The 13,363-nt window shown below is 60.6% G+C and carries 9 protein-coding genes; 4 read left to right on the top strand and 5 right to left on the bottom strand.

All coding sequences use genetic code 11. From position 1 onward, the window contains the following. Positions 1-487 precede the first annotated feature (487 nt). The 3 genes from AC3IX1_RS18360 to AC3IX1_RS18350 all read right to left on the bottom strand — a co-directional run bounded on the left by AC3IX1_RS18360 (position 488) and on the right by AC3IX1_RS18350 (position 3,070). On the bottom strand, positions 488-1,387 hold the full coding sequence (locus AC3IX1_RS18360) for a hydroxymethylglutaryl-CoA lyase (RefSeq protein WP_489385275.1): 900 nt from the start codon (positions 1,385-1,387) through the stop codon (positions 488-490). A gap of 146 nt (positions 1,388-1,533) precedes the next feature. After that, entirely contained in the window at positions 1,534-1,935 is a 402-nt protein-coding gene (locus AC3IX1_RS18355) for a MerR family transcriptional regulator (RefSeq protein ID WP_057714129.1), read from the bottom strand. A gap of 205 nt (positions 1,936-2,140) precedes the next feature. Next, positions 2,141-3,070 (bottom strand): LysR family transcriptional regulator, encoded by a 930-nt coding sequence (locus AC3IX1_RS18350; protein ID WP_489305040.1) that lies wholly within the window; start codon positions 3,068-3,070, stop codon positions 2,141-2,143. Positions 3,071-3,235: 165 nt separating this feature from the next. Here AC3IX1_RS18350 and AC3IX1_RS18345 point away from each other — a divergent pair, with 165 nt between their 5' ends. Further along, the gene (locus AC3IX1_RS18345; RefSeq protein ID WP_008053616.1) at positions 3,236-4,465 is read left to right on the top strand and encodes an acyl-CoA dehydrogenase; all 1,230 of its coding nucleotides are present in this window, start codon (positions 3,236-3,238) and stop codon (positions 4,463-4,465) included. A 195-nt stretch (positions 4,466-4,660) separates the two neighbouring features. On the opposite strand, the gene AC3IX1_RS18340 is transcribed toward AC3IX1_RS18345, so the two are convergent. Together AC3IX1_RS18340 and xthA are read right to left on the bottom strand one after the other, a co-directional pair. Next, positions 4,661-6,001, bottom strand: coding sequence for a substrate-binding domain-containing protein (locus AC3IX1_RS18340; RefSeq protein WP_489385274.1), 1,341 nt, complete (start codon positions 5,999-6,001; stop codon positions 4,661-4,663). Between the two features lie 187 nt (positions 6,002-6,188). Beyond that, positions 6,189-7,001 (bottom strand): exodeoxyribonuclease III, encoded by an 813-nt coding sequence (xthA, locus tag AC3IX1_RS18335; RefSeq protein WP_489385273.1) that lies wholly within the window; start codon positions 6,999-7,001, stop codon positions 6,189-6,191. Positions 7,002-7,234: 233 nt separating this feature from the next. Between xthA and AC3IX1_RS18330 the strand changes: the two genes are divergently transcribed. The 3 genes from AC3IX1_RS18330 to AC3IX1_RS18320 all read left to right on the top strand — a co-directional run bounded on the left by AC3IX1_RS18330 (position 7,235) and on the right by AC3IX1_RS18320 (position 13,346). Then, on the top strand, positions 7,235-7,885 hold the full coding sequence (locus AC3IX1_RS18330; RefSeq protein ID WP_489385272.1) for a GNAT family N-acetyltransferase: 651 nt from the start codon (positions 7,235-7,237) through the stop codon (positions 7,883-7,885). Between the two features lie 65 nt (positions 7,886-7,950). Beyond that, the gene (locus tag AC3IX1_RS18325; protein ID WP_489385271.1) at positions 7,951-9,678 is read left to right on the top strand and encodes an autotransporter assembly complex protein TamA; all 1,728 of its coding nucleotides are present in this window, start codon (positions 7,951-7,953) and stop codon (positions 9,676-9,678) included. Next, positions 9,675-13,346 (top strand): translocation/assembly module TamB domain-containing protein, encoded by a 3,672-nt coding sequence (locus AC3IX1_RS18320; RefSeq protein WP_489385270.1) that lies wholly within the window; start codon positions 9,675-9,677, stop codon positions 13,344-13,346. Before AC3IX1_RS18325 ends, AC3IX1_RS18320 begins: the two co-directional genes overlap by 4 nt. The last annotated feature ends 17 nt before the right edge of the window (positions 13,347-13,363 follow it).

Below are 13,363 nucleotides of genomic sequence, written 5' to 3'. Positions count from 1 at the left end.
ATTATTGAGGGTCGGTCTGTTGTTGTTTTTGGCAACCGTTGCCCTTTACCGCTGTTTTTGGCGATCCCCATTCGGAATCAAGAGCAAACGTATTTTTTTGAGCGCTGATCTACTTTCTCGCTGAGCGATCCAACCAGTACGGGAGCTACCTGAAGGTAGTTTTATTATTCTCTGTCCGGTTGCGGGTAACTCCGAAAAGCACCCTGAAAAGCACATCTTCTCCAAAAAAATCTGTTAGCTGCGTCTCTGCCGTGTTGTTTTTGTTATGTCAGAGTCGTTACGTCTTGTTTTTATTAGGTTTGCCGCAATTTTTTTATTCTTGTTGTGCGATAGATATAGCAGGAGGCGTGCCAACTTTTTAAAATCCTTTAAAATCAATGGCTTGAGAAATTGTAAGGTTTTGCGCCTCAGGCAAAACCCTACATTTTGTTTCCGTGTTACTCGCTTGCGCCCACGTTTCAGACTCAGCGGTAACACCTGGACACACTCACTGTGCGCTACGGGCCTTGGCCACGCGGGAACCGGTAGGGCGACCCAATACTGTGCAAATCTGCTGGCCGGCGAGCATCAAGGCGTCGAGGTCGATTCCTGTATCGATGCCCAAACCGTTGAGCAGGTAAACCACGTCTTCGGTGGCGACGTTACCGCTGGCGCCCTTGGCATAGGGGCAGCCGCCCAGGCCTGCGATGGAACTGTCGAACACCGAAATGCCTTCCAGCAGGCTGGCGTAGATGTTGGCCACAGCCTGACCGTAGGTATCGTGGAAGTGCCCGGCGAGTTTCTCCCGGGGCACATCCTTCGATACCACTTCAAACATCCTGCGGGTTGCACCAGCGGTGCCGGTGCCGATGGTGTCCCCCAGCGAGACCTCGTAGCAGCCCATGGCATACAGCTCGCGGGCGACCACGGCGACTTGCTCCGGGGCGACGTTACCTTCATAGGGGCAGCCCAGCACACAGGACACATACCCGCGCACGGTCACGCCATGCTGTCTGGCGGCGTCCATGATCGGCCCGAAACGCTCCAGGCTTTCGCTGATCGAGCAATTGATATTGCGCTGGGAAAACGCCTCGGACGCCGCGGCGAATACAGCCACTTCCTTGACCCCGGCGGCGAGGGCATCTTCGAAACCGCGCAGGTTGGGGGCGAGCGCGCCGTAGACCACGCCCGGTTTGCGCTGGATCTGCGCGAAGACCTCGGCGGAGCCGGCCATCTGCGGCACCCACTTGGGTGACACGAAACTGCCGACTTCTATATAGCCAAGCCCGGCTGCGGTCAGCGCATCGACCAGTTGTACTTTGTCGGTAACACTGATGGGCTGGGCTTCGTTTTGCAGGCCGTCGCGTGGGCCGACTTCGACAATGCGTACGTGGGTGGGGAGGGGCATGGGGTTCGACCTGTGCTGATTGTTCGGAGAACCCTGTAGGAGCGAGCCTGCTCGCGATGGGCTCTCAGACACCGCGTTTATCCAGCAAACACGCGTTATCGTTAACGACCATCGCGAGCAGGCTCGCTCCTACAAGGGGTCGGGTTTTACTGAATGACTTCCTGGCTTTTGAGCGTCTGCTCCAATGCCTGCACGCAACGCTCTTCGGCAGTATCGAGTTCCAGTTTCATCTGTTCGATGTCGAGCATTTGCTGTTCAAGCTGCTCCCGGCGCTCGCTGATTTTCGCCAGCATGCTGTGCAACTGTTTGGTGTTACCGCTGGACGGGTCGTAGAGCTCGATCAGCTCGCGGCATTCAGCCAGGGAGAAGCCGATGCGCTTGCCCCGCAGGATCAGCTTCAGGCTGACCTTGTCGCGGGGCGAGTAAATGCGTTCCTGGCCACGGCGCTCGGGGCTGAGCAGGCCTTGCTCTTCATAAAAGCGAATGGCGCGGGTGGTGATGTCGAGCTCGCGGGCGAGATCGGAAATGCTGTAGGTCTGGCTGCTCATGGACGCGCTCGCAAAAGGTCATGGCGCTAAGCTAATGGTAGGTTGACGTTTACGTCAAGGGGCATTGATTTCCGCTGTTCTTGCTGGCCTCATCGCGAGCAGGCTCGCTCCTACAGGGGATCTTCGCAGAACACAGATTTCGTGTTCACAGCAGATCCTGTAGGAGTGAGCCTGCTCGCGATGAACGATAACCCGGTGCCAGGTCCTACACCTTCTCGAGCTTCTTCTCCTGCGCCGTCACCTGCTGGCACAACTCGATCATCTGCTCGCGCATCCAGCGGTTCGCCGGGTCCTGGTCAGTGCTTTCGTGCCAGTAAAGGTGGGTTTCCACCGGCGGTACGTCGTTGACCGGCAGATAAAAGGCGTGCAAATCGTTACGGCGGGCGAAGCGTTCCGGCACGGTCATGACCATGTCGGTTTGCTGCAACACTTGCGAGGCCATCAGGTAATGCTGGGAGCGCAGGGCGATCTTGCGCTGGATGCCCATCTTGCCCAGGGCCAGGTCGACATAGCCGAGGCCGCTGCGACGACTGGAAATATGGATGTGGGTCAGGCCCAGGTAATCATCCAGCGTGAGTTTCTCCTTGCCCGCCAGCGGATGTCCCTTGCGCATGGCGCACACATAGCGATCCTCCATCAACTTGACGTGACGCACCTGCGGGTCGGTGTTGAGCGGCGCATCCACTGCGAAGTCGAGACGACCGGCCGCCAGTTCCTTGGTGGTTTCACGACGCTTGGACAGGAAGCTTTCGATGATCACCGCCGGCGCCAGGCGGCGCAGGCGCTGGAACAGCGGCGGCAGGATTACCGCTTCGGTGAGGTCGGTCATGCTGATGCGGTAGGTCTTGACCGCTTGCTGCGGGTTGAAAATGCGGCTTTCCTGCACCGACACGCGCAGCAGCGAGAGCGCGTTGCGCACCGGGCCGATGATGTTCTGCGCCATTGGCGTAGGCACCATGCCTTGGGCGGTGCGCACGAACAACGGGTCGTTGAAGGTCTCGCGCAACCGGGCCAGAGCGTTCGATACCGCTGGCTGGGTAATGCCCACAATCTGCCCGGCACGGGTCAGGTTGGCTTCGGTGTAGATCGCGTCGAAGACGATGAAAAGGTTGAGATCGACCTTGCTCAGATTCATTACGCGGCTCTCTTATTGTGTGGGCGGGCTGACCGTGACGATCAGCCGATCATATATCGGTGATGAATGTTTATACACGCCGAGAATAGGCTAGGTAAATTATCAACGCTGTTCTAGCATCGATTGCATGACCTAAACAACCTCCCCCAAGAAGGTATCTCGCTCATGGATTTCGCTTATTCGCCCAAGGTTCAGGAACTGCGTGAGCGCGTAACAGCGTTCATGGACACCTATGTCTATCCCGCCGAAGCCGTGTTCGAGCGCCAGGTCGCCGAGGGCGATCGCTGGCAGCCGACCGCGATCATGGAAGAACTCAAACTCAAGGCCAAGGCCGAAGGCCTGTGGAATTTGTTTCTGCCTGAGTCCGAACTGGGTGCCGGGTTGACCAACCTCGAATACGCGCCGCTGGCGGAAATCATGGGCCGCTCGTTGCTGGGACCAGAGCCGTTCAACTGCTCGGCACCGGACACCGGCAACATGGAAGTGCTGGTGCGTTATGCCAACGAAGAGCAGAAGCAACGCTGGCTCGAACCATTGCTGCGTGGCGAGATCCGTTCGGCGTTCGCGATGACCGAACCGGATGTCGCATCCTCCGACGCCACCAACATGGCCGCCCGTGCAGTACGTGATGGCGACGAGTGGGTGATCAACGGCAAGAAGTGGTGGACGTCGGGTGCTTGCGACCCTCGCTGCAAAATCCTGATTTTCATGGGCCTGAGCAATCCGGACGCGCCACGTCATGCCCAGCACTCGATGATTCTGGTGCCGGTGGATGCGCCCGGCGTGAAGATTGTGCGTCCGCTGCCGGTGTTCGGTTATGACGATGCACCTCATGGGCACGCCGAAGTGCATTTCGAAAACGTGCGGGTGCCGTACGAAAACGTCCTGCTGGGCGAAGGACGCGGCTTCGAAATCGCACAAGGTCGCCTTGGCCCTGGCCGGATTCACCACTGCATGCGTTCGATCGGCATGGCCGAGCGTGCGCTGGAACTGATGTGCAAACGCTCAGTGAGCCGCACGGCGTTCGGCAAGCCGCTGGCACGCCTGGGCGGCAACATCGACAAGATCGCCGACTCGCGGATGGAAATCGACATGGCACGCCTGCTGACATTGAAAGCGGCGTACATGATGGACACCGTCGGCAACAAAGTGGCGAAAAGCGAGATCGCGCAGATCAAGGTCGTGGCGCCGAACGTGGCGTTGCGAGTGATCGACCGGGCGATCCAGATCCATGGCGGGGCAGGGGTTTCCAACGATTTCCCGCTGGCCTACATGTACGCGATGCAGCGCACCCTGCGCCTGGCCGACGGCCCGGACGAAGTGCACCGTGCGGCGATCGGCAAGTTCGAAATCGGCAAATATGTGCCGAAGGAGATGATGCGTAGCGGGCACTGACAATGCAGAGTATTTGTAGTCAGTGAGCTTTTGTGGCGAGGGGGCTTGCCCCCGTTGGGCCGTGAAGCGGACCTGAAACCATCCACCGTGTTTCATCTGAAGTTACGCGGTGGATAGTTTACGACTGCTTCGCAGCCGAACGGGGCGGTGCGGCGTTCCGACAAGCCCCCTCGCCACATTTGTTCGCATTTCAATTCAATACACCCAAACCTCAACCCGCCGATTCTTGATCCTTCCCTCATCGGCGCTATTGGCCGCCACCGGCATCTGCGCGCCAAACCCGTGAATCTCGCGAAACACCACGCCGCTCTTCACCAACTCCCGCCGTACCGCCATGGCCCGCAGCTTCGACAACAGATCGGCGCGCGCCGGGTCGCTCTTGGCATCGCCAAACCCCACCAGCGTCACTTGCCCGGACATTTTGTCTTGCTGCTTTATATAGTCGAGCACTCGCGTCAGGTCTTGTCGGGCCTTGTTGTCCAGGCTGGCACTGCCTTCTTCAAAGCGAAAATTCACCGACAGCCGCTGGGCATGACGACTGAGGGACTGGTATCCCTCGGGCATCAACGCATTGGGGGTAACGGCCATGGCCTGGACGGTCTGGGCAATAAACCCGTTGGCGGCGACAATCGCTTGCCCTTTGCTGCTTTGGGCATAGGCCACCAATGCCTGGGCCCAGGGGTTTTTCCCCGTCGGCGGCAGGTAGAGGAACAACCGACGGGACAGCGGATAATCCTCGGTGGCAATCAGGCTGTTGAGCGGCAACATGGCTTGCGATTGACCGTCGACAATGGCCACTGCTTTGGCCCGGCGCACGTAGGGCAAACCGATAAAACCGATGCCTTGCGGGTCTGCGCTGACCGCATCGGACAGTTGCTCGCTGGACTCGAAGCGTTTCGCCGCGCTGCCCAGGGTTTTCCCACGGCCGCTGAGGACCAGTTCCTTGAAGGTGTCGTAGGTACCGGACTGATCATCGCGCGCATACAGATGAATCGGCCCGCCGCGACCGCCGATGTCTTCCCAGGTCTTGACCTCGCCACTGAAGATGCGCGCCAGTTGCACGGTGTCGAGTTGGTTCAGCGGATTGTCCGGGTGAAGGATGATCGCCAGGCCATCGATGGCAATGACCTGTTCTGCACTCGGGCTTTTCAGGTCACCGAGCGATTGCAGGCTGGCCAGTTCGCTGTCCTTGATCGGGCGCGACGAGGCGGCAAGATCGGCGCTGGCGGTTTTTAGTGCAGTGAAACCGGTGCTGGAACCATGGGCCGCCACCTCCACCACGACCCGACGGCCCTGAACGGTTTCGCCGACGATGCGCAGTTCGTTGGCGGTGTCCGGGGTTTCGCGGTGAATCTTGCGCAGCCCCTGTTCGCTCATCAGGCCCTCGACCAGCGCCGGTCCCAATGCCGCACCGATGGTGTTGGAACCCTGAATGCGCAGCACCGGACCGCGCTCGGGTGTCGGCAACTCGCCGGCCGAGGCCGCCTGGGGCAAGCCCGTGCAAAGCATCAACAGGAACAACACGCGCAGCATCATGCCGGCACCTTATATAGCCAAAGGAGGTGCCGGGAGATTAAGTCAGTAAGGTTTCCGAAAAATGACACTTTCCCATGTGGGAGCGGGCTTGCTCGCGAAAGCGGCGGGTCAGTCGACATTGATGTTGAATGATTAACCGTATTCGCGAGCAAGCCCGCTCCCACATGAGAGTTGTGTTCGACGGGGATCAGCTCAACTCAAGCCAGATCGGCGCATGGTCCGAAGGTTTTTCCATGCCGCGCAGTTCGTAGTCCACACCGGCGGCCTTCACCCGTGGCAGCAAGCCGTGGGAGGCGAGGATCACATCAATGCGCAGCCCACGCTTGGGCTCGTCCTCAAAACCACGGCTGCGGTAGTCGAACCAGCTGAAGACATCCGCCACGTCCGGGTTCAGGTGGCGGAAACTGTCGACCAGGCCCCAGTTTTTCAGGCGGGCCATCCACTCGCGCTCTTCCGGCAGGAAGCTGCATTTGCCGGTTTTCAGCCAGCGTTTCATGTTGTCCGGACCAATGCCGATGTCGCAGTCTTCCGGGGAAATGTTCACATCGCCCATCACTACCAGCGGCTGGTCGTTCTTGAACTGGCTTTCCAGCAATTGCTGCAAGTCGCTGTAGAAACGCTGCTTGGCCGGGAACTTGGTCGGGTGATCGCGGCTTTCGCCCTGTGGGAAATAACCGTTCATGATGGTCACTGGCACACCGTTGGCGTCGGCGAAGGTGCCCCAGATGAAGCGCCGCTGGGCGTCTTCTTCGTCGGTGGCGAAACCTTTGTGCAGGGCCAGCGGCTCTTGGCGCGAGAGCAGGGCGACGCCGTAGTGGCCTTTTTGCCCGTGGAAATACACGTGGTAGCCCAGTGCTCTGACTTCATCCAGGGGAAACTGGTCGTCGTGGACCTTGGTTTCCTGCAAGCCGATCACATCGGGCTGGTGCTTTTCGATCAGCGCCGCCAGCTGATGGGGACGGGCGCGCAGCCCGTTGATGTTGAAGGAGACGATCTTCATGGTCGGCAGTCCTGGCAAAAGGGCGATGCTAGCTGACATGTGGGAATCGGGCCAGTGTGGGGTGAGGGGATTCGGTTTTGCCGGTCAGTCTTGTGTGGGCAGTGATGGCCTGCTCGCGAAGGCGATTTCATTGCCTACACTGAGTTCGGATCTGTAAGGAACTGTGTCAGCGCCGACAGGCTCGTAACAACAAGAGTGCAGCCACCCGAGCTGTGCCGGGGAGATCAACCGTCATGCCCGAAACCTCCACCGCCATCGCCGATATTCACATGCTCGACAGCGGCTACGCCCGCGAAGCGCGTTCGCTGTTGTACCAGGCTTATCGACACGAGCCGACCTTCGGCTATCTGTTCGAAGCCGAGCGCCCCGGCTATGAACAGCGGGTTCGCGCCACCGTGCGCGAACTGGTGACCCAGCACTTTCTCCAGGACCTGCCGGCCATCGGCCTGCTGGTCAACGACCGCCTGATCGGCATCGCCCTGATCGCACCGCCGCAACGTCGCCTAGGCGTCACCGAAAGTTGGGCCTGGCGCCTGCGCATGGTGCTCAGCACGGGATTTCGCTGCACCCGCCGCTACCTTGAATATCACGCTGCCGTGGAAGCCTGTGTGCCGAACGAATCGGTGCACGTCCTGCCGTTGCTGGGGGTTCATCCGCAGTTCCAGGGCAAACATTTCGGCGAACAATTGTTGCAAGCCGTGCACAACTGGTGCGCCGTGGATGAAAACTCACAGGGCGTGATCCTCGATACCGGGAACCCTCGCTACCTGGAGTTCTATAAGCGCCAGGGCTATCAGGAAATCGGTGAAGTTGCCGTAGGGCCGGTTCGCGAGCACGTGTTTTTTCACCCCAATCCCCAGGTGTTACATACAGCAACGGCTTAATCCAAGAACTTTCCGGGCATGTCAGGCTCTATCACGCTCCCGAGCTCGTGATAGCATCCGCGCCTATGAAGTTTCCAGGAAGAATTACCAGCGGCGCACTGATGCTGATTACCAGCTGTGCGGCGCTGGCACAAAGTGAATTGGATGTACGGATCAAACCGTCCAATGACGAGCTGAAGGCCAATATCGAAGGCTATATCGGCAGTCTCGGCGATCGCGATGAAGAAGCGTTGCTGCGCTTCAGCCGTGGCGCCGAAGAGCAGGCGCGCAAGGCCGCCCAGGCCCTGGGTTATTACCAGCCGCACATCGACAGTGAAGTGAAAGGCGGCGAAAAGCCGCGCCTGGTGCTTACGGTCGACCCCGGTGAGCCGGTGCATCTGCGCAACGTCACGGTGCGTGTCGACGGTCCGGCAGCTTCCCTCAAGGCCTTTCGAATCCCCAAGAGCGATGCGCTCAAACCCGGTGCCGTGCTCAATCATGGGCATTACGAGGACGCCAAGCGCCTGATCCAGAATCAGGCTTCGCGTTATGGCTTTTTCAGCGGCCGGTTCACCCGTTCAAAACTGTCGGTCGACCCCCGTGCCGGTGTCGCCGATATCGAGCTGATCTATGAAAGCGGTCCGCGCTATACCTTGGGCAAGGTCAATTTCGAGGGGGATACGCCGTTCGATGACGAGCTGCTGCAACGCATGGTGCCGTTCAAGACCGGCACGCCGTATGACTCGGAACTGATCGCCGAACTCAATCAGAACCTGCAATCGAGCGGCTACTTCGAAGGCGTGCGGGTGGACGCGGCGCCGACGCAATCGAAAAACGATGCGATCCCGGTGGACGTCAAGCTCGAAACCCGCAAACCACGGACCATGGGCCTGGGCCTTGGCTTTTCCACCGACGTCGGTCCACGGGCCAAGGCCAACTGGACTCGGCACTGGGTCAACGCGCAAGGGCACAGTTATGGCTGGGAAACCGAAGTCTCGGCACCTCGGCAAAACGTCGGGCTGTTTTACGACATTCCGCTGGACCCGCCCCTGACCGACAAACTGCGTTTTGCCGGTGGCTACCAGAATGAAGAAATCGCCGATAAGGAAAGCCACAGCAAGCTGCTGACCCTCGGCCCCGAGTGGCACAGCAAGTTGCCCAGCGGCTGGCAACGGGTGGTATCGCTGAAGTGGCAGCGCGAGGACTACCAACTGGGCGACGACTCGGGACTCAGTACCTTGCTGATGCCAGGTGTGAGCTATTCGTACCTCAAAAGCGACAACCGCATCGACCCGCACAACGGCTATCGCCTGCAATTCGAGTCCAAAGTGGCCAAGGAAGGTTTGGGTTCCGACAGCAACCTGCTCTACGGCACGGCATTGGTCAAAGGCCTGACCACGGTGTTCGATAAACACCGCCTCCTCGGGCGGGTGCAGGTCGGCGGCAGTGCCACCAACGGTTTCAAATCGGTGCCGCCATCGTTGCGCTTCTTCGCCGGTGGCGACCAGAGCGTGCGTGGCTACGACTATCAGAGCCTGTCCCCGGAAAACTCCGACGGCGACCGCATCGGTGGTCGCTACATGGTGGCCGCCAGTGCGGAGTATCAGTATTCCGTCGCCGAAAAATGGCGGGTCGCGACCTTTGTCGATCAGGGCAACTCCTTCAACACGCTCGAACTGCCGAACCTCAAGACCGGGGTCGGTATCGGCGTGCGCTGGGTATCGCCGGTGGGGCCGATCCGCCTCGACCTGGCCCACGCGCTGGACGACGATGGCGGCATTCGACTGCACTTTTCCATGGGGCCTGAGCTGTGAAGCGTGGTTTGAAAGCAACACTGCTGACGATGGCGGCGCTGGTGGCAGTGGTTGTCCTGACGCTGGCCACGGTGCTGGGCACGGCGACGGGCAGCCGCTGGGCGTTGGGCTTCGTACCGGGCTTGACCCTGGAAAACTTCCAGGGCCGGTTGGGTGGGCAGTGGAGTGCCGAGCGGGTGCTGTGGCAACAGGACAGCAACCGGGTTGAGCTGAGCAAGGTGATTTTCGCTTGGTCGCCGTTGTGCCTGACCCGCATGACCCTGTGCATCGAGCAATTGCAGGCCGATCAGGTCAGTTTGACCTTCCCGCCGGGTGCCGAAGAGCCAGACAGCGGCCCGATCACGCTCCCGGAGCTCAAGTTACCATTGGCCATCGAACTGGGAGAGATCAAGGTCGGCAGCCTGTTGTTCAACGGCAGCGAAGAGCTCAAGGGATTGCAACTGGCGGCGCACTGGACGGTGGCCGGTATGAAGATCGACTCGGTGGCGTTACAGCGCGATGACCTGAGCCTGAACCTGTCCGGACTGCTGCAACCCTCCGGCAACTGGCCCCTCAGCGCCTCCGGCAAGCTGACCCTGTTGTCGACGCCTGAGCCCCTGGCGCTGGCGCTGAAAGTCGACGGCGACCTGCTCAAGAACCTGAACCTGAAAGCCGACAGCAGCGGTTACTTCAACGGACAACTGACCGGCGAACTGCAACCGCTGGTGGAAAACCTGCCGGCCAAGGTGCGGATCACCGCCGATGGCTTCAAGCCCAGTGCCGATCTACCGGACACCCTGCAACTCAATCAGCTTGAACTCACCGGCGCTGGCGACTTGAAGAACGGCTACGCGCTGCTCGGCAAAGCCACGCTGCCCGCCGAGCAAGGGCCAGTCGCCCTGGCGCTGCAAGGCAAGGTCGACGCCAAGGGCGCGCAGATCGCCGCGCTGGACCTGACCGCCAACGACAAGCAAAGCCTCAAGCTCACCGGACAACTGGATTGGAGCAAGGGCCTGAGCGCCGAGGCGAAGATCGACTGGCTGGATTTCCCGTGGCACAGGCTCTATCCGCTCATCGACGAACCGCAGGTAGCGCTTCGCACCTTCATCGGTGAAGTCTCTTACACCGACGGCAAGTACCTCGGGCATTTCGCCGCCGCGGCGGATGGTCCGGCCGGCGCCTTCACCCTGGCCAGCCCTTTCGCCGGCGACCTGACGAAAATCTACCTGCAACAGATTCAACTCCAGGCCGGGCAGGGCAAGGCTGAAGGGCACCTGAACCTGCAATTCGCCGACGGCATCGCCTGGGACACCGCGCTGGACCTGTCGGCGATCAACCCGGCGTACTGGGTCGCGGAGCTGCCGGGCACACTGGCCGGGCCATTGCGCAGCACGGGCGAGATGAAAAACGAAGTGCTTAGCCTCAATGCCGACCTGGACCTCAAGGGCAAACTGCGCGGCCAACCGGCGGTGATCCAGGCCAAGGCCGATGGCCGTGGCGAGCAATGGAACCTCAATGCCCTGCAAGTTCGCCTCGGCGACAACAGCATCAGCGGCAAAGGCAGCCTGCAACAGAAACTCGCCGGCCAGATCGATCTCAAGCTGCCGCGCCTGGCCCAGCTCTGGCCGGAGCTGCGTGGCCAGCTCAATGGTCGTGTGGATGTCGCCGGCACGCTCAAGGCGCCCCAAGGCAAGCTTGACCTGCAAGGCTCGCAACTGGCTTTCCAGGACAATCGCCTGCAAAGCCTGAACCTGGACGCCACGCTGGACAGTGCACAACGGGCGAAAATCGGCCTCAAGGGCAGCGGCATCCGGGCCGGCGACACTTCACTGGGAACTCTGACCGCCAGCGGTCAGGGCGATATCAAGAACCAGAAGTTGAGCCTCGACCTGCAAGGGCCGAAGCTGAAACTGGCGCTGGGTCTGGACGGTGCGCTGGACAAAGGCAATTGGCGCGGACGCCTGGCCAGCGGTGATATCCAGGCCGGCGGCCAGGACTGGAAGCTGCAAGGGCCGGCGAAACTCGAACGCCTGGCGGACGGCAAAGTCAACTTTGGCGCCCATTGCTGGGCATCCGGCCAGGCCAGCCTGTGCGGTGAAGACTCGCGCCTGATGCCCGAGCCGAAGCTGCGTTATCACCTCAAGCAATTCCCGATCGACAGCCTTGCGCAGTGGTTGCCGAAGGATTTCGCCTGGCAGGGCCGACTCAATGCCGACCTGCAACTGGACCTGCCGGCGAGTGGTCCGAACGGCCAGGTCAGCGTCGATGCCGGCGGCGGCACGTTGCGCATCAAGGACAAGGACCAGTGGCTGGACTTCCCGTACCAGACTCTGAAACTCACCAGCAAACTCACGCCCAAGCGCATCGACACCGAGCTCAGTTTCGTCGGTGGCAAACTCGGCGAGTTGATGGTGCAGGCGCAGCTCAATCCGTTGCCAAAGAACAAACCGTTGAGCGGCTCGTTCCGCTTGAGCGGGCTGGACCTGTCGGTGGCGCGACCGTTCGTGCCGATGGTCGAGACACTGACCGGGCGCTTGAATGGCAGCGGCACGATTTCCGGCGGGCTGCTGGCGCCGCAGGTCAATGGCAGCCTGCAACTCAGCGACGGTCAGATCTCCGGGCCTGAATTGCCGATGGAGCTGCAAAACCTGCACGTTCAAGCGCTCATCGCCGGTGAACGCGTAGAACTGAAAGGCGGCTGGAACAGCGGCAAGGCCGGGCAGGGCAGCCTGAACGGCAACATCGCCTGGGGCCAGGCGCTGGTGGTGGACCTGGCGCTCAAGGGTTCGCAGCTGCCGGTCACCGTCGAGCCTTTCGCCAAGCTTGAAGTCGCACCGGACCTGAAAATCTCGATGAAGGGCGACGAGTTGGCCATCGCCGGTAAAGTGCTGGTGCCCAGGGGCGAGATCACCATTCGCGAGTTGCCGCCATCGACGGTCAAGGTCTCCGATGACACGGTGATCATTGGTCAGCAAACCGAGGAGGGCAAACCGCCGCTGGCAATGAAGATGGACATCGAAGTGCTGGTCGGCGAGGACAAGCTGAGCTTTGCAGGATTTGGCCTGACCGCGAATGTGCAGGGGCATGTGCACATCGGCGACAACATGGACACCCGTGGTGAGCTGTGGCTCAACGACGGGCGTTATCGCGCCTACGGCCAGCGGCTTTCGGTGCGCCGGGCGCGCTTGCTGTTCGCCGGGCCCATCGATCAGCCGTACCTGGACATCGAGGCCATTCGCAAGACCGACGACATCATCGCCGGCATTCGTTTGAGTGGCAGCGCCGAGCAGCCGACCACGCAGATTTTCTCCGAACCGGCCATGAGTCAGGAGCAGGCCCTGTCCTATCTGGTGCTCGGGCGTCCGCTGAGCAGCAATGGCGAAGACAACAACATGCTCGCCCAGGCGGCCCTCGGTCTGGGCTTGATGGGCAGCTCCGGGGTAACCAGCGGCATCGCCAAGAACCTGGGCATCCAGGACTTCCAGCTCGACACCCAGGGCAGTGGCGATGCCACCAGCGTGGTGGCCAGCGGCAATATTTCCGAGAAGCTCAGCCTGCGCTATGGCGTCGGCGTGTTCGAACCGGCCAACACCATTGCCCTGCGCTACAAGCTGAGCAAGAGGGTCTACCTCGAAGCCGCCGGCGGCGTGGCCAGTTCGCTGGACATCTTCTATAAGCGGGATTTCTAAGCCCATTCTCCCATCCG

Source organism: Pseudomonas sp. KH_046_2, from assembly GCF_057838985.1.
This window is presented reverse-complemented; position numbering and strand designations above follow the sequence as displayed.